The 17,159-nt window shown below is 56.3% G+C and carries 12 protein-coding genes and 1 riboswitch; of the genes, 8 read left to right on the forward strand and 4 right to left on the reverse strand.

The genetic code is table 11. The annotated features are described in order from the left end of the window. Window positions 1-33: 33 nt before the first annotated feature. Both speE and H6F59_RS09990 read right to left on the reverse strand, forming a co-directional pair. A complete protein-coding gene (gene speE, locus H6F59_RS09985) occupies window positions 34-1,317 on the reverse strand; it encodes a polyamine aminopropyltransferase (protein ID WP_190698418.1) in 1,284 nt (427 codons plus the stop codon). A gap of 305 nt (window positions 1,318-1,622) precedes the next feature. Then, window positions 1,623-2,174 (reverse strand): peroxiredoxin, encoded by a 552-nt coding sequence (locus H6F59_RS09990; protein ID WP_190698421.1) that lies wholly within the window; start codon window positions 2,172-2,174, stop codon window positions 1,623-1,625. 163 nt (window positions 2,175-2,337) lie between these two features. Here H6F59_RS09990 and H6F59_RS09995 point away from each other — a divergent pair, with 163 nt between their 5' ends. From H6F59_RS09995 to H6F59_RS10005, 3 genes are all read left to right on the forward strand, one after another. Continuing rightward, window positions 2,338-3,303, forward strand: a complete 966-nt coding sequence (locus tag H6F59_RS09995) for an aldo/keto reductase (protein WP_190698424.1) — start codon at window positions 2,338-2,340, stop codon at window positions 3,301-3,303. A 325-nt stretch (window positions 3,304-3,628) separates the two neighbouring features. Next, a riboswitch (cyclic di-AMP (ydaO/yuaA leader) is annotated at window positions 3,629-3,788 on the forward strand. 98 nt (window positions 3,789-3,886) lie between these two features. Then, entirely contained in the window at window positions 3,887-4,462 is a 576-nt protein-coding gene (locus H6F59_RS10000) for a universal stress protein (RefSeq protein ID WP_242021372.1), read from the forward strand. 229 nt (window positions 4,463-4,691) lie between these two features. Next, entirely contained in the window at window positions 4,692-5,213 is a 522-nt protein-coding gene (locus H6F59_RS10005; protein WP_190698427.1) for a universal stress protein, read from the forward strand. A gap of 189 nt (window positions 5,214-5,402) precedes the next feature. Here the strand turns inward: H6F59_RS10005 and H6F59_RS10010 are convergent, their stop codons facing one another. After that, window positions 5,403-6,059 carry a hypothetical protein gene (locus H6F59_RS10010; protein WP_190698430.1) on the reverse strand — a complete coding sequence of 219 codons (657 nt, stop codon included), beginning with the start codon at window positions 6,057-6,059 and terminating at the stop codon, window positions 5,403-5,405. On the opposite strand from H6F59_RS10010, the gene H6F59_RS10015 reads away from it, so the two are divergent. Then, a complete protein-coding gene (locus H6F59_RS10015) occupies window positions 6,058-7,074 on the forward strand; it encodes an aspartate carbamoyltransferase catalytic subunit (RefSeq protein ID WP_190698433.1) in 1,017 nt (338 codons plus the stop codon). The two genes, H6F59_RS10010 and H6F59_RS10015, sit on opposite strands and share 2 nt — an antisense overlap. Window positions 7,075-7,193: 119 nt before the next feature. On the opposite strand, the gene H6F59_RS10020 is transcribed toward H6F59_RS10015, so the two are convergent. Then, window positions 7,194-7,946, reverse strand: a complete 753-nt coding sequence (locus H6F59_RS10020; RefSeq protein ID WP_190698436.1) for a YdcF family protein — start codon at window positions 7,944-7,946, stop codon at window positions 7,194-7,196. 207 nt (window positions 7,947-8,153) lie between these two features. Between H6F59_RS10020 and H6F59_RS10025 the strand changes: the two genes are divergently transcribed. The 4 genes from H6F59_RS10025 to H6F59_RS10040 all read left to right on the forward strand — a co-directional run bounded on the left by H6F59_RS10025 (window position 8,154) and on the right by H6F59_RS10040 (window position 17,158). Then, window positions 8,154-8,624: a molybdenum cofactor biosynthesis protein MoaE gene (locus H6F59_RS10025; protein ID WP_190698439.1), complete on the forward strand. Its 471-nt coding sequence runs from the start codon at window positions 8,154-8,156 to the stop codon at window positions 8,622-8,624. Between the two features lie 289 nt (window positions 8,625-8,913). Further along, entirely contained in the window at window positions 8,914-15,021 is a 6,108-nt protein-coding gene (locus H6F59_RS10030; RefSeq protein ID WP_190698443.1) for a hybrid sensor histidine kinase/response regulator, read from the forward strand. Next, entirely contained in the window at window positions 15,018-16,709 is a 1,692-nt protein-coding gene (locus tag H6F59_RS10035) for a response regulator (protein WP_190698446.1), read from the forward strand. Before H6F59_RS10030 ends, H6F59_RS10035 begins: the two co-directional genes overlap by 4 nt. Beyond that, entirely contained in the window at window positions 16,709-17,158 is a 450-nt protein-coding gene (locus tag H6F59_RS10040) for a response regulator (RefSeq protein WP_190699785.1), read from the forward strand. The genes H6F59_RS10035 and H6F59_RS10040 overlap by 1 nt, the downstream gene beginning before the upstream one ends. Window position 17,159 lies beyond the last annotated feature (1 nt).

A 17,159-nucleotide genomic window follows, 5' to 3' on the forward strand; every position in this document is an offset into this window, starting at 1 on the left:
AAGAATGCTTCTCCTATCTCCTAGTTTATTGCGTTAAGCCCTCAGCATGTTCTGCACAAAGGTGGGCAGCGCAAAGGCGGCTTGGTGCATGCCCACGTTGTAGTATTGCAGGCTGTGCTCGGCGGCAAAGACTTCAGACTTCGCCGCATCCATGCCCTGAATGGGGTGAGCCGCGCCCTTGGTGGCGTAGTTAAAGCTCCACATGCCCGTTGGGTAGGTGGGAATAAACGCCAAATAGCAGTACACGTTATCGTCGCCAAAAATGCCCTTCAAACAGTAGTGAATGTCCACAAAGGCATGCTGGTTAAACCGAGGTGACTCACTTTGGGCCGTGATCGCCCCACCAGGCTTAAGAATACGATGCACTTGCTGATAAAACGCCGTGCTAAACAGCCCCTCCGAAGGCCCTACCGGGTCGGAGGAGTCAATCACAATCAGGTCGTAGCTGGCATCGGGGGCGTTGGCCACAAAGGCGATGCCGTCTTCGATGCGCAGGTCGAGCTTAGAGTCTTCGAGCGCCCCCGACAGCGAGGGCAAAAATTCCTTCGAAGCTCGCACCACAGCTTCATCGATTTCGACCATGGTGACTTTCTCGACCTGGGGATGACGCAAAATTTCGCGCACGCTGCCACCGTCGCCGCCGCCGATCACCAACACATCTTTAAAGGTGGGGTTTAGCAGCATGGGCACGTGGATGATCATCTCGTGATAAGCATTTTCATCCTTTTCGCTGCACATCACCATGTTGTCGATGGTGAGCATTTTGCCGTAGGCAAAGGTGTCAAAAATTTCGACGGTTTGGTAGGGCGATTTTTCGCGGAAAATGCGATCTCCCTTGTGGCGAATCGACAGCGCAATATCGTCGTTCTTGTCGGTAAACCAGACGCTGCGGCTCTGTTTTGGGGTCACCAGTTTATTGGTGATCTCGTCGCGCAGCTCACCCAGGTCAACGTCGATGCGCTCCAGCAGTTCGAGCTGGCCGCGGTTCATCTCTAGAGCCGAGCCGTAGTCGGCCTTGAAAGCGACCTTGAGCTTGTCGAAGGAGATCCAGGGATTGACAGTGTCGCCGCAGGTAAACAGATCAACCGCCGCGTAGCGGTACTCAGGCCAGGTGTGGATGGCCAAGTGACTTTCTTGAATCACCACTACCCCTGACACCCCAAAGGGCGAAAAATGGTGAAACACCGAGCTAATTACCGTGGCTCCGGCGTCGGCGGCAGCCCCTACCATGCTGCTTTCAATCAGCGGTACGTCGTTGAGAATGTCTGACGAGCAGCCAAAGAACTCAACCAAAATATGTCGTCCGAGCGAATTCATGCGCCCTTTCCCCCTTAGAGTTGGCCCAAAACAAAGATCGACTACTGTATCACTGTTTCAGAGTCTATTTCCCCAAGGCAGTGCGAGGCGCTGCCTTAGGGATCTTGTAATGGTGTAGACCCCCAGGGGTGTTTTTGCCTGTCGGGCAGATCACAAGTTGTCGGGGGGGCAGGTTGGGGGGCGATCGCGCTCAAAAGATGAGGCCTTCCTCCGCGCCACCTGTACCTTCAGGTTCATAGACCGCAAAGAATTGTGGGGAGTGGTTCTACCCCGGCCTAACCAACCAGGCTAGGCCACCTATTTCCCTACACCCCCTGCTGCAACTCATCTAGTGCTGCCAGCACCTCTTGGCTGTGAATCACTGGCTGCACCCCCAAAAAGCGGGCTCGCATTGTGCCGTCGGGGCCAATGATATAGGTGTGCCGCAGCGACATTGCTCCCAGCCATGAGCCATAGGCTTTACTCACCGTTCCTTTTGGGTCAGACAGCAGCGGAAACTCTAACCCCTCCGAATCGCAAAACTCGGCGTGGGACTCAACACTGTCGGCACTAATGCCAATTACCTGAGCATTGCGGGCTTTGTACTCAGCAATGTCGCGCTCAAAGCGCTGGGCTTCAATGGTGCAGCCGGAGGTAAAGTCGCGGGGGTAAAAATACAGCACTACCCACTGGTCGCGAAAGTCAGCCAGTGACATCTCCCCATCGCCAGCGTTGGTTGGCAGGGTAAATTCTGGAGCTGGCTCTCCTAAAGGAATTTGGGCACCCCCCAGGGCTAGAGCCGGAGCGGGAGATATGACCCAGCTCAGCCAGGCCAGACAAAGACATAAAACGGCCTGAAGTAAGCGACGGCGATTCATAAAAATCCAGTCCTGGGGAATAGAAAATTAATGGAAAAAACGGAACTAATCAAGCTCCAAATCATCCGATCGCTAGAGATTTCTGAAGGCTTTTTAACCAAAGTTTACAATATTGCTGTCTTCATTTTATGCCCGCTGCCGCTCCCTTCAAGGAACTTTTACGATGCCTCTAACTACTGACCTACAAACCATTACCCTTGGCCCCAACGGCCCCACTGTACCGGCGTTGGGGGTAGGTACCTGGGCCTGGGGCGACTCCCTGTTTTGGGATTACGGTAAAGCCTATAGCGACAGCGACCTGCACGCCGCCTTTGAGGCTTGTCTCGACGCCGGCCTGACTCTGTTTGACACTGCTGAAATTTACGGTTTCGGCAAGTCAGAGCGGCTACTGGGTCAGTTTATGCAGCAGCGTCCTCAGCAGGCCGTGATTGCTACCAAGTACTTCCCGCTGCCCTGGCGATTTTCTCAGCAGTCGGTAGTAGATGCGCTAGCCGCCAGCCTCGATCGCCTCCAGGTACCCTCGGTAGCGCTTTACCAGGTGCACCAACCGGTGAGTTTCTTGCTCAGCCAAAAAGACCTCATGCAGGCCCTAGCGGCGGAGGTTAAGCAGGGCCGCATCGGTGCCATTGGGGTGAGCAACTACCCGGCCAGCCAAATGCGCGAGGCCCACGGCTATTTAGCTGAGTACGGCATTCCCCTCGCTGTTAACCAGGTGCCATACTCTCTACTCAACCGCAAAATTGAAACCAGTGGCGTGATGGAAACGGCGCGGGAACTGGGCGTCACCATTCTCGCCTATAGCCCCCTGGCTCAGGGGTTGCTCACGGGCAAATACACCCCTGAGACCGACCTCAAACCCACTGGCGCTAGACGCATTAGCCCTAGCTTTAGCCAGGGGAACTTAACCAAGCTCAAGCCCGTGATTCAGGCGCTAAAAGAAATTGGGGAGAAGCATGAACGCACCTCCGCCCAAGTAGCCCTCAACTGGCTAGTGGCCCAGGGCAATGTGCTGCCCATCCCTGGCGCTAAAAACGCTCGCCAGGTTGCCCAAAACGCTGGGGCTTTAGGTTGGCAACTGACCGTGGATGAACGCGACCAGTTAGGTCAGTTGACTCAGGACTATCGCTAGGCTTGCAGGGGGGATAGGCTGCGATTGGGTCAGTAGGCCCGGGGATATCGCTAGGCCTGGAGGGGAGGATAGGTTGCGATCGCGGCCTATCCTCTACCGCTTCAAAGCCAAAGAATCCTTCTAACGGAAGATGTTTAATTAAAAAGAAACGGTTTTCTTAAGAATATTTTTTAGCTTGATTTGCGCTTTATTTTGTGTCAGTAAATTCACCCAAAAAATAAAAAACTATTGTTTTAATGTCCAGGTGTATCGCGAGATACAAATAGTCACATAACGCAAGGATTGTGTTGACGGTTTTCATTTTTCCCTTCTACAATTTAGAAGTCGAACAAGTCAGCCTAATCTAGTCGGCCCAATGGCTAGAGCGGGGGAACCAGTAAAGGGGCGTGTTTCCGAGTTCTCAAACCCCCATGAAGGGTAATCGGAAAAGGGTATCTCTCAACCCTAGCCCGTCAGCTAACCTCGTCGGCGTTGAGGGAGACTGAACTATCACCATTTACGCTAATGCGTTGATTGTTTCAGTGTCCTAAGTCGTGTTAACACGGCTTGTTCGCTGTTCATGACTAGGCTCCAGGAGGGTCTCATGCAGCTCAAATCGCGCACCACTGCCCCATTAAGGCAGCCATTTCTGAATGCACCTCAGGTCTCTCCCGAGGCGGCAATCAAGCCCATGATTATGCGTTTAGAGGCGGCCCTAGGTCGTCGCGATCTCGCAAAGAATATTGTTTTACTGCTGCGTCCGAAGCCGCCTGCTACAGGTCCCAATACAGACGAGCAAACGATCAATTTTGTGGTCGGATATAGTGGCTCAGCCCATAGCCAGGCAGCCCTCGACCTGGCCCTATGCGTGGCTCATCAAACCCGTTTGGCTAAGCCTAACCCTGTGCTAGTGCATGTGGTTTATGTGGTCGATAAAACTCGCCCTAAAACCATTGCCAATGCCGATCGCATTCTGTGGCAGGCGCGCTGCTTAGCTAGCGAATGGCGCGGCTCACTCAACGCCCACCTGCGGGTAGGTCAGGTGGCGACCGAGCTTAGCCAGGTAGCCAAGGAGATCGGGGCTGAAGTGTTGCTGGTGGGATGTCACAACACTAAGCACCGCCTGGTGCAACAGCTAGATTCTCAGACCCCATGCTCTGTGCTGGGGCTACCCAAGTAAATTGAGCACCTCGTCGACGTAGATCGGCATTAAGCATTGGACCTTCGGACCGTGGAGCCGTCTTATTTGGTTAAGGTCCGCGGTGCCCCCAGAAACCTATGCTGCTGGTCTAGGTATCGCAGCCACGGTTTGTTTTTGGGGAACGGTGGGGCGATCGTCTGCCCTCACTTGAGCAGCTCCATTAGACGTTCTAAGCAACTTCGCCACCTATATTCTTGAGGAAGAAACTGTGAGCTATCAAAAGATTCTGGTGGCCCTCGATCGCACTGCCGCCTCCGATCGCGTTTTTGACTATGCCCTGGGGTTGGCCCAGTCTTCCCAAGGGCAGCTACAACTGGTTCACAGTCTCAATATTGCCTCCCACGACAACCTGGGGAAGCTAATTGATGCTGGAGTAGGCCTGCAAAGCCCTACTAATGTGCAGCACGAAGAGGAGGCTGCCCGGCTACAGCGAGCTCAAGAGACCAAACAATGGCTAGAACAGTTGCGCGCTGAGGCTCTAAAACGAGATATCTCAGCAGATTTTATTTGTGAAATGTCCGAGCCTGGCTCGTTTATCTGTCAGCTCGCTAAAACCTGGGGCGCCGACGTAATTGTAATGGGCAGCAGCGGCAAAAAGGGCTTGAAAAAACTCGTAATGGGCAGCACGAGTGACTATGTGTCAAAGCATGCTTCTTGTCCAACCCTAGTGGTGCCCAACGACAGCAGTCAAGAAGTTGAACTTTTCTCTAAAGCCTCTGAACCTGCCTAAGCCGGATTTTTTAGCTGCCAATACAATACTTTCAAATAATTATTATTGGGAAAACAAGGCGGGTACCCAAATTGGTGTAGGTGTTGGGAAGTTGAAATTTTGTAGCTAATAAAAGCTTCAGTTCAAGTTAAGGCTGCTTGCCTTATCCGAATCTGCTGGACGGTTGTGCTGTTGTTTAAAGCTGGAGATTCACAGCACTAGAGGGTTGCCCCGGTTGGTAAATGTCACCGCTTCGATTTTCCAGTCGGGCTGGTTGATCAAGGTTTCTCGTAGGCTGCCTAGCAGGGCCTTTTGCTCACACACCGATAGCGATTGCAGCACTCGGCGCGAATCGCGGGCCACTCGCAGGTCGATGGTAACGGTGTTGGTTTCTGGGTCGAAGCTAGTGCGGTAGCCCGAGAGGGTCAGCTCTGGAGTTACCTGTTCCGCCATGATTAGGGCAACGGTGTTCTCCATGCTCTGCTGGCGGGGCACTTGAATGGGCTCAGTTTGGTAGCCTTCGCAGCGATCGTCGAGGGTGTAGAGGTCCACGGCGACTGGGTCAGCGGGCACCACCAACCGTCGGGCCTTGGCCTGCATCAGGCGGTTGGCAGCGACCAGCTCATTAGTGGGGTCATGCAAGGTTGCTATGGGGCCTGAGCTCTCTTCGCCCAGTGGTTCACTGGGGCTAGGGCTGGCAGTCGATTGGGTAGGGGTTGACGTGGTTACTCCTGACTCGGCCTCATTTTCCACGCACCCCCCCAGCAAACCCAGCAGCGCTAGAGAAATCACCCCAGAGATCATCCCTGAGGCCCCGGGCCGGGTATGGTGGGGACGGTATTGAACGGGGTTGGGACAACGGACCATGGCAAGTGCTTCCTGGAATCGACGACACGTGCTGTCGCTGGCTGATTTTACGGCGGCGGAGTTTGAAACGGTGATGGAGACGGCTGTGAGCTTTTGGCAGGTGCTGTCGCGCCGCACCCGTAAGGTGCCCGCCCTACAGGGGTTGGTGGTTACCAACATGTTTTTTGAACCCTCCACTCGCACCCGCAGCAGCTTTGAGCTAGCCGCCAAGCGCCTGTCGGCGGATGTGCTCAACTTTGCCCCCGGTACCTCGTCGCTCACCAAGGGTGAAACCATTCTAGATACCGCCAAGACCTACCTTGCTATGGGCACCAACTTAATGGTGATTCGCCACCAGGAAGCGGGGGTACCGGGGGCGATCGCCGCCGAAATGGACCGGCTAAACACTGGCGTCGGCGTGCTCAACGGGGGCGACGGGCTCCACGCCCACCCCTCCCAGGCCCTGCTCGATCTATTCACACTGGGTCTGACCCTTGATCCGGAACAACCCACGGCATCGCTGCTGGCGGGCAAGAAAATTGCCTTGGTCGGCGATATTCTCCATTCCCGTGTCGCCCGGTCCAACCTCTGGTGCTTGACGGCCTGTGGCGCTGAGGTTCACCTGGCGGCTCCACCCACCCTGCTGCCCCCCGGTTTTGCTGACGCCTTTATTACCCAATCGCCCATTGATATTCCCCGCGCCATTGTGCAACACAGCACCCTAGCCCCAGCCTTAGAAGGGGCTGACTTTGTTATGACCCTGCGCCTACAAAAGGAGCGCATGGCCCAGCACCTGCTGCCCAGCCTGCGAGAATATCATCAAGGGTTTGGGGTAACGCGCGATCGCATCCAATCCTGCCAACCCACCGTCAAAGTGCTACACCCTGGCCCCGTCAACCGCGGCGTCGAAATCAGCTCTGACCTAATGGATGACCCCGCTCTGAGCCTAATCAGTGACCAGGTAACCAGCGGCGTCGCCGTGCGGATGGCGCTGCTGTACCTGATGGGAGTGGGGAAGAAAGGGACTGAGGAGTGAGGGAGTAGGGGATTGGTTTTGCGTTAAGACATTTAATTCAAAACCCCATCACCCCGTAACCTCATCACTCCATCACCCCTTAACCCCATCACCCCTTAACCCCATCACTCCATCATCCCCTACGCCCCAAACCCCGGTTCCCCCGTTTCTCGCGCCAAATAGCGGCCCATCATGCCATAGCCAATTAGTCCGGCCCATTCTCGTAGTACCAAAAATTGGCGTTTGCGATTGTCTAGACTTTTCGGGACGGGGCTGGGGTGGGGGATGACCTCAAATCCTAGGCTGCGGAAGGTGAGGAGCGATCGCGCCATATGGGGCGGATCGGTGACCAAAATCAGCCGTCGAATTCCCCGAGGTTGCAGCAGTGCCGCTGTAAATAGGGCGTTTTCGTTAGTGGTGGCCGAGCAGGGTTCGCCGTCGATCGCCTCTGCTGGCAGCCCGGTGGCCTCTAGCATTTGGCCAATTTCTTTGGCATCGCTGCGCCCGCTGGCAAAGACGAGGGGTGCTCGCTGCTGCTGCCACAACTCGGCGGCCACCTGTACTCGGCTGGGCCGAAAGTCTCCCCCACGACCCAGCACCACAATGGCATCGGCAGGCTGGCCGCCATCGCGAGGAATCAGCAGCGCCAGTCCTTTTCCACCCATTTGGATCCCTAAGGGAGATAGGCCCAGACTATAAAGCAGCACCAGCAGCACTCCAGCCAAACTAATCCGACGCTTCCACCGGCGGGGGCGCACAATCCAGGGAGCGGCAATCATCACGGCCAGAACTGGCAGGATGAAGGTTGGTTGTAGGAGCAGATTGAGCAGTCGCCAGAGCGATCGCGTCAGGTCGCCCGCTGCTGTAATTTGACAGGCTGATAGATCAACCACGGTATACCTCCGGCTTAGACTTTAGATGCAAGGATGCCCACCCTATAATGCAAGGCATTGGCCATGGGGGCTGTCGGCCCCAATACGGGATACCTCCACCCCGCTCGGTTGCCTTGCTAAGGGATGGCTACACGACGTAACCGCCAGTTACGATAGACGAATTTTTGTGAAGCCAGTGCCGCCTCTGTCGTTATTTATGAGTTCTTTATGACGCTTGCTACACCAAAATCTGTGGTAGCACCTGCTGACAGCTTGCGGGTGACTTTTGCCCCGCTATCGCTCGACGAGGTCTATGGCTTGGCTGATGACCCCGCCAACGGCGCCGTGGTAATGATGAGCGGCATGGTGCGTAATAACAGCGAGGGCAAAGCCGTAGTGGCGTTGGAGTACCAGGCCTACGAACCCATGGCTCTGGAGGTGTTTAAGCAGATCGCCGCCCAGATTCGTGCTACCTGGACGGAGGCCACCCGCGTGGTGATTCACCACCGCACTGGCAAGCTGGCCGTGGGCGACATTAGCGTGTTGGTGGCTGTGGGCTGTCCTCACCGGGCTGAGGCGTTTGCCGCCTGTCAGTATGCGATCGACACCCTCAAGCACAATGCCCCGATCTGGAAAAAAGAGCACTGGGAAGACGGCTCGACCAGCTGGGTGAGCATCGGTGCCTGTGAGGAGGAGTAGATCGTCGATTTTTGACTGTTGTCGTACCAATAATTGTCAATAGAGCGCCCATTGAGTTTGAATCCAGACAGGCATTTTGAAGCGGAATGTGTAGGTTGCTTGCCTTTCTGCGGCTCCCTTTGTTCCGGTGATACCATGATCGCCAGGAGCTTCTATCAAAGGATCGAGCCGGGAGCACTGTCCGTCCTTGTTTAGGGAGAATGTATAAAATCGCGGTGCTGAGTTTGTAACTATTTGCACCCATCGGCAGCGGCATTTTTGAGCGATCGCTAGGGATTCTTCAACGGTTTTGCAGGACATCACAGGCTATACCCTCCAACGAGCCGTTTATGAGGGAGCGCACACCCGAGTCTATGCTGGGGTGACTCAGCCAGGTGAGCAGCCTGTCGTGGTTAAGCTGCTAAGAGCGGAATATCCCTCTCTAGAAGAGATCACGCGTCTTAAGCACGAATTTAGCATTTTGGATGGCTTGAATAGCCCAGAGATTATCAAGGCGCTGGCGCTAGCGCCCTACCAAAACGGGCTAGCGCTGGTGCTAGAAGATTTTGGCGGTATTGCTTTAAGCGACTATCTGGGGCAACATCTGCTAAGCAGCGAGGAATTTCTCGCCATTGCCCTGCAGCTCACCGCTGCTCTGGCCGCACTGCACCAGAGCCAGATTGTTCACAAAGACATTAACCCCCGCAACATCCTGATCCATCCGACCAGCGGACAGGTCAAACTGATCGACTTTGGCATTGCCTCGCGCCTGTCTCGGGAAAATCTGACCGCAAGTCATCCCACGCTGCTGGAAGGAACCCTGGCCTACCTCTCGCCGGAACAAACCGGGCGCATGAATCGGACGATCGACTATCGCGCCGATTTTTACTCCCTGGGCGTGACTTTCTACGAAATGTTAACCGGGCAGCTGCCTTTTCAGGCCAATGACCCGCTGGAGTTAGTGCACTGCCACATCGCCAAAACCCCCGTGGCTCCCGATCAGCTCCGCCCCGATCTGCCCGTCGCCCTGGCTGACCTAGTGATGAAACTGCTGGAGAAAACAGCGGAAGATCGCTACCAGAGTGCGCTGGGGCTGAAGGCCGATCTGGTGCGCTGTCAGCAACAGCTGCAAGAGATGGGCATCATCGCCCCCTTTGCGATTGGTCAACTCGACTGCTTCAGCCAGTTTCTCATTCCCCAAACTCTCTACGGTCGGGAAAACGAAGTCGCCACCCTGCTGGCCGCGTTTGAGCAGGTCAACGCCGGAGCGGCGGAACTGATGCTGGTGAGCGGATATTCGGGCATTGGCAAAACCTCTCTGGTGCAGGAGGTTCATAAGCCCATTGCTCGGCAGCGGGGATATTTTATTGCCGGTAAGTTTGACCAGTTCAAGCGCAACAGCCCCTACGCGTCGCTGACCCAGGCCTTTCAAGAGCTGATGCGGCAGCTGCTGACCGAAAGTGACGACCGGGTCGCTCAGTGGAAAGCCAAGCTGCTGGCGGCCCTAGGTACTAACGGTCAGATCGTAGTGGAGATGATTCCGGAGGTTGAGCGGATCATTGGGCCTCAGCCAGCGGTTCCCCCGCTGGGGGCCTCGGAAGCGCAGAATCGGTTTAATCGGGTTTTTCAGCAGTTCATTGGGGTGTTCAGCCAGCCGGAGCATCCCCTGGTGATTTTTTTGGATGACTTGCAGTGGGCCGATCTGCCTTCCCTAAAGCTGATCGAGCTGCTGGTGACGAATCCCGAGAGCCAGTATTTGCTGCTGCTGGGGGCCTACCGCGACAACGAGGTCAGCCTGGCCCATCCCTTAATGCATACCCTGGAGCAGATCCAATCCGCTGGGGCAACGGTTCGAAATCTGGTGCTGCAACCGCTGGGGCTGCCCCAGGTCACTCAGCTAGTGGCCGACACGCTACACAATGACGCCGCCTCAGCCCAATTTCTGGCCCAGCTAATCTTTAAGAAAACCCAGGGCAACCCCTTCTTTGTCACCCAGATTTTGAAATCGCTGCACCAGGACGGGCTAATCTGGTTTGACTTTGACCAGGGCCAGTGGTGCTGGGATGGGACGGTGTTGCAGGGTATTGAAATAACCGAGAACGTGGTGGAACTGATGGTGAATCAGATCCAGAAACTCTCTGCCAAGACCCAGCAGGTGTTAAAGCTAGCAGCCTGTATTGGGGATAAATTTTCCCTGGATGTACTGGCGATCGTGAATGAAGCGTCTCAAACAGCAACGGCCATCGATCTGTGGGAAGCTCTGCAAGCCGAATTTGTGGTGCCCCTCACCCAGGCCTACAAAATTCCCCTAGTGATGGATTTAGACAATACTCCCAGCGAAGGGTTGGCTGAGCTAGCGGCAGAAAATACCACCGCTCAGATTGCCTACAGGTTTCTGCACGACCGAGTGCAGCAAGCGGCTTACTCGTTAATTCCAGAGTCGCAACGGCGGTCAACCCATCTCAAGATTGGTCAGCTACTGCTGCAAAACATTCCAGCGGCAGAGCGCAATGACAACATTTTTGCGATCGCCAACCAGCTCAACTACGGCGTCGGTTTACTGGCCTCAGAGGCCGAAGCCTACCAAATCGCTGAGATCAACTGGGTGGCTGGCCAAAAGGCCAAAGCCGCTGCCGCCTACGACTCGGCCCTGCGCTACCTGTCGGTGGGCCTAGACCTGTTGTCAGCAACCAGTTGGCGGCAGCAGTACGACCTGACCCTGGCCCTGCACAATGCCGCCGTTGAGACGGCCTACCTAAACGGTGATTTTGACCAGATGGAGGCCTGGGCCGCAATGGTTTTGCGGCAGGGGCGATCGCCCCTAGACACCATGACCGTCTACGAGGTCAAAATTCAGGCCTGCATGGCCCAGATAAAACAGCTAGAAGCCGTACACCTGGGGCTGCAGGCGCTGGAACGGCTGGGGGTGAGCCTGACGTCGTCGCCTACCTTAGCTGACATTCAGCAGGTGCTGACCCAAACCGCTGGCTATCTGGAGGGCAAAAGTTCCGCCGACCTGCTCAACCTCCCTCCTATTACCGACGCCGAGAAACTCGCCACCATTCGCATGCTCACCAGCCTCGGATCGCCCTGCTACCAGGCGGCACCGATGCTGTTTCCGCTGGTGATCTGCGAGCAGATCAACCTTTCCCTCCGCTATGGCAATTCGCCCTTCGCCGCCTACAGCTACGTGTGTTACGGGGTGATTCTCAACGGCATTTTGCAAGATAGTGAAGCGGCCTATCGGTTTGGCCAGCTCGCCCTCCAGGTGGTCGAAAAGTTTAACGCAGTAGATCTAAAAGCCAGCGTTAGCTTTATTGCCGGAGCCTGCACGCTGCACGGCAAAATTCACGTTCGCGAAACCCTGCCCCTGCTATGGGAGGGCTACCAAAGCGGTCTGGAAAACGGTCAGCTTGAATACGGGGGCTACGCAGCGATTCAGCGCTGCCACCATGCCTACCTGATGGGGCAGGAACTGCCCAAACTCGCGGCTGAAATGGCGACGATTAGCACCACTCTGGCCCAGCTCAAGCAGGACAACGCCCTGGGCTGGAATCAAATTGTGCAGCAATCGGTGCTGAATTTGATCGACTCGCTAGAGCACCCGAGCCGCCTCCAGGGAGCCATATACCAGGAAGCAGAGGCCCTGCCCCTGCTCAAGGCCGGCAACGATCGCACTGGCCTGCACTACTTCTACCTCAACAAACTAATCCTCAGCTACCTGTTTGGCCAGTACGACCAAGCCCTGGAGGATGCGGACCTGGCTGAACAGTACCTGGACGGGGTGAAGGGCTTTTTAGTGGTGCCGGTGTTCCAGTTCTATGATGTGCTGACCCGCCTGGCCCTGGGCGTGGCGGGAGCCCTGCCCCTCGACTCGGTGCTCAGCCAAGTCGAGCAGAACCAGGCGGCTCTGCGGCGATCGGCCCAGTTTGCGCCAATGAACTTTCAGCACAAGCTGGATCTGGTGGAGGCGGAGACAGCCCGCCTGCTGGGGCAACCCTGGCTGGCCATGGAGCACTACGATCGCGCCATTGCCGGCGCCCGAGAGCAGGGCTATGTGCAAGAAGAGGCGATCGCCAATGAGCGGGCTGCCGAGTTTTACCAGGCTCAGGGCCGCGACAAAGTGGCCCAGGTCTACCGGGCCGAGGCCTACTACGGCTACCTGCGCTGGGGTGCGATCGCCAAGGCCCAGGCGCTAAAGGCCCAATATCCCTCCCTGGGCACCCAGGCACCCAGGCAAGAGCCTGGCCCGTCGACAGCCTCGCTCACCAGCAGCTCGGTATCCACGGGCGGGCTCAAAGGCTTTGATCTCGCCACTGTCATCAAGGCCTCACAAGCCCTGTCTGGGGAAATCGTGCTGAGCGATCTGCTCACCAAGCTGATGCAGATCGTGCTGGAAAATGCCGGGGCGGAGCAGGGGGCTTTGCTGCTGGACACCAATGGGCAGCTGGCGATCGCAGTCTCGGGCGCAGTTTCAGGAACGGTGGGCGATGATCAGGTTGCCGTGCAGCAGGGTGATCTCAAGCTCGGGAGCGATCGAGACGAGGTTGCTCCGTCGCCCCTACCCCTGTCGGTGGTCAACTATGTCGCCAGAACCCGAACCGCCCTAGTACTCAGCGATGCCACTGCCGAAGACCTATTTGCGACGGATCCCTACATCCTCGCTCAGCAACCCAAATCTGTTCTGTGTGCTCCCCTCCTGCACCAGGGAAAGCTGACCGGGCTGCTGTACCTAGAGAACAACCTCACCCCCGGTGCCTTTACCCCAGATCGTTTGGAGGTCTTGCAGCTGCTGGCAGCACAAGCCGCCATTTCGATTGAAAATGCCCGCCTCTATGCTGATCTGGAGGAGGCCAACCGCACCCTGGAAGCCAAAGTGGGCGATCGCACCCTAGAACTGCGAGAGAAGAACGTCCTGCTGCAGCAGGAGATTCAGGAACGGCAGCGGGCCGAAGCGGCGGCCATGGTCGCCAATCGCGCTAAGAGTGAGTTTCTGGCCAACATGAGCCATGAGCTGCGCACGCCCCTGAACGGCATTTTGGGCTATAGCCAGGTGCTGAAAAAGCACCAGACCCTCACCGAGCCGCAGCGGCAGGGCATCAATGTCATTCATCGGTGCGGTGAGTACCTGCTGACGCTGATCAACGACGTGCTCGATTTGTCGAAAATCGAAGCGCGCAGAATGGAGCTGCACCCAGAAGTCTTTCACTTGCCCCGTTTCCTCGAAAATGTGGTGGAAATCTGCCGCATTCGGGCCAGCCAGAAGCAAATTTCGTTGACCTACGAAATGATCTCGTCCTTGCCCGAGTACGTCTATGCCGATGAAAAGCGGCTCCAGCAGGTGCTGCTGAACTTACTGGGCAACGCCGTCAAATTTACCGAGGCGGGTCAGGTCTCACTCAAGGTCGGCCCTGCCCAAGCCTGGCTCCCGAGACGCGATCCGGAAGCCGATCGGGAGGGAGCGGCCGATTCTGCCGACCTGATTCGCTTTGAAATTGTCGATACGGGGGTGGGCATTGCCCCTGAGCAACTGGCGCAGATCTTTGACCCGTTTCACCGCACCCCAGAGGCGGGACAGCACACCGAGGGCACAGGGTTGGGGCTAGCGATTAGTCGCCAGCTGGTGCAGTTAATGGACAGCGACATTTGCGTCAGCAGCAATCTGGGCCAGGGCAGCCGATTTTGGTTTGACCTCGATCTGTCGACAACCCAGCCGGGCGAGACAAGTAGCCTGACCACCGGGCAGGTGATCGTCGGCTATGGGGGCGATCGCCGCACCGTTCTGGTGGTAGACGACAAGGAATATAACCGGGCTGTAATTATTGATTTTTTAGCTCCCCTCGGCTTTCAGCTGCTGGAGGCGACCAATGGCCAGGAGGGGCTGGCCCAAGCGGTGCAGCATCAGCCCGATGTCGTGCTGGTAGACTTAGTGATGCCGCTGATGGATGGCTTTGAAATGACCCGGCGGTTAAAACAAATCCCGGCTTTGCAAACCACTGTTGTAATTGCCATTTCCGCCAGCGTGATGGAATTTGACTATCACCAGAGTCAGGCTGCCTGCTGCGACGATTTTCTGCCCAAGCCCATCCACGAACCGGCCCTGCTAGAAAAGCTCCAGCTCCACCTAGGGCTGGAATGGCTGTACGACCCCATCGCTCCCACTCCCCTGCCATCTGCCCCAACCCAGTTCTCCACTTTCCCCCTCTCCCCCACCGCTATTCCTCCCGCGTCGGAACTCGACACTCTGCTCAACCTCGCTCTGATGGGAGACCTCAAAGGCGTCGTGGTCCATGCTGAGCGGATCGAACAGCAACAGCCGCAGTGGGCCCCTTTTACCACCCAGCTCAGGCAGTTAGCCCTAAGCTATAAGGGAAGACAGGCTATCGACCTGATTAAACGCTATCAACCACCGGTATGAGCGAGGACGCCGCGAAGACTGCAAGCATTCTGGTAGTAGATGACACCCCGACCAACCTAGATGTGTTGTTCGATTTTCTGAACAATGCCGGGTTCAAAGTCTTGTTTGCCGAGGATGGCGAAAGCGCCCTGGAAAAGGCGCGCTACGCCAACCCAGATTTGATTTTGCTCGACATTCTTATGCCGGGTATGGATGGCTTTGAAACCTGTCGTCGCCTGAAGCAGCAGGAAACCACCGCCGCCATTCCGGTGATTTTTCTAACCGCCCTCACGGAAACCACGGACAAAGTAAAAGGCTTGGCGCTGGGGGCAGTGGATTTCATCACTAAACCGTTGCAGTACGAAGAGGTGCTGGCCCGGGTGAAAACCCACTTGCGCCTCCAGAGCCTAACTCAACAGCTGCAAGCTCAAAACCTGTTGCTAGAGCGCGAAGTGCAGGAGCGCACCGAGGCCGAAGCTGCTCTACAACGCCAAAATCAGCGATCGCACCTGTTTGCCGATGTCACCCTCAAGATCCGCCAGTCCTTGCAGATCGATGACATTCTGCAAACGGCGGTCACCGAGGTGAAAACTATTCTCCAGGCCGACCGGGTGCTGATCTATCGCCTCTGGCCCGATGGCACCGGTAGTGGGGTGGCTGAGGCGGTGCAGCCTGGATTTCCTCAGGTTCTAGGCATGGTGTTTCCCGAGGAGGTGTTCCCGATCGAATCTAAGGAACTGTACCGCCGGGGGCGGGTCCGCAGCTTAATCGATGTGGCTCAAGATCACGTCGCGCCCTGCCTGGTAGAGTTTTTGCAGCAGTTGGAGGTGCAGGCCAAGCTGGTGGTGCCCATTCTCACCCAGGGCGACCTGTGGGGCCTGCTGATTGCCCACCAATGTGCTGGCCCCCGGCAGTGGACAGTCTTTGAAACCGAGTTGCTTCAGCAGCTCGCCGACCAAATTGCGATCGCCCTTACCCAGGCCCAGCTTCTAGAACAGGAGACCCTACAGCGCCAGGAGCTCGCTCGCTCCAATGCCGAACTTCAGCAGTTTGCCTACATTGCCTCCCACGATCTGCAAGAGCCGCTGCGCATGGTCACCAGCTACCTGCAACTGCTGGAGCGCCGCTACAAAGGCCAACTCGACGCCGACGCCGACGACTTTATTCAGTTTGCCGTCGACGGGGCCCTGCGCATGCGCACCCTGATCAACGACCTGCTGACCTATTCGCGCATTGGCACCCGGGGCCACGCCTTTGAGCTCACCAGCTGTACCGCCGCCGTTGAGCAGGCGATCGCCAATCTCAAGCTCGCGATCGAAGAAAGTGAAGCCGTCGTCACCTACCCAGACTTACCCCTTGTCCAAGCTGACCCTACCCAGCTAATCCAGCTGTTCCAAAATCTGATCAGCAATGCCATTAAATTTCACGGTGAGGCTCCGGTTCACATTGCGATTGCTGTCAACCAAATGGAAGATGCCTGGCTGTTTTCTGTCCAGGATAATGGCATTGGCCTAGACCCACAGTACGCTGACCAGGTCTTTGTCATCTTTCAACGGCTCAATAACCGCACTCACTATCCGGGCACGGGCATTGGGCTGGCGGTATGTAAAAAAATTGTGGAGCGGCACGGCGGTAAAATTTGGGTGGAGGCTGAGTTGGACCAAGGATCAACCTTCTACTTCACTATTCCCCAGGGAGGCATGACATGATGGTGCCGTCCAGAAGCGTGGTACATCCCATCGAAATTTTGCTCGTGGAAGATAACCCTGGCGATATCCGGCTGACTCAGGAAGTGCTGAAGGAAGGCTCGGTTCGCAATCACCTAAACGTGGTGGATGACGGCGAGAAGGCGATCGCCTTCTTGAACCGCATCGCTCCCTATCGCCACGCGCCCAATCCCAATTTGGTGCTGCTGGATCTAAACCTACCCCGCCGCAGTGGTTTAGAGGTGCTGAGGATGATTAAAACCAGCGCTGTGCTCAGGCACATTCCGGTGATTGTCTTTACCAGCTCCCAGGCTGAGGACGATATCAATCGCGCCTACGACCTCCACGCCAACTGCTACATCACCAAACCCCTTGATCTCGAGCAGTTTAGTCGAAGTATCAAATCCATTGAAGACTTCTGGTTGTCTGCCGTTGAACTGCCGTCGGAGTAAC

It is taken from the genome of Nodosilinea sp. FACHB-141, assembly GCF_014696135.1.
Lineage (GTDB): Bacteria > Cyanobacteriota > Cyanobacteriia > Phormidesmidales > Phormidesmidaceae > Nodosilinea.

Bases quoted from the DNA above. Each gene is read 5' to 3' on its own strand.
- speE (WP_190698418.1), bottom strand. From the start codon at position 1,317: ATGAATTCGCTCGGACGACATATTTTGGTTGAGTTCTTTGGCTGCTCG.
- H6F59_RS09990 (WP_190698421.1), bottom strand. From the start codon at position 2,174: ATGAATCGCCGTCGCTTACTTCAGGCCGTTTTATGTCTTTGTCTGGCC.
- H6F59_RS09995 (WP_190698424.1), top strand. From the start codon at position 2,338: ATGCCTCTAACTACTGACCTACAAACCATTACCCTTGGCCCCAACGGC.
- H6F59_RS10000 (WP_242021372.1), top strand. From the start codon at position 3,887: ATGCAGCTCAAATCGCGCACCACTGCCCCATTAAGGCAGCCATTTCTG.
- H6F59_RS10015 (WP_190698433.1), top strand. From the start codon at position 6,058: ATGGCAAGTGCTTCCTGGAATCGACGACACGTGCTGTCGCTGGCTGAT.
- H6F59_RS10010 (WP_190698430.1), bottom strand. From the start codon at position 6,059: ATGGTCCGTTGTCCCAACCCCGTTCAATACCGTCCCCACCATACCCGG.
- H6F59_RS10025 (WP_190698439.1), top strand. From the start codon at position 8,154: ATGACGCTTGCTACACCAAAATCTGTGGTAGCACCTGCTGACAGCTTG.
- H6F59_RS10035 (WP_190698446.1), top strand. From the start codon at position 15,018: ATGAGCGAGGACGCCGCGAAGACTGCAAGCATTCTGGTAGTAGATGAC.
- H6F59_RS10040 (WP_190699785.1), top strand. From the start codon at position 16,709: ATGGTGCCGTCCAGAAGCGTGGTACATCCCATCGAAATTTTGCTCGTG.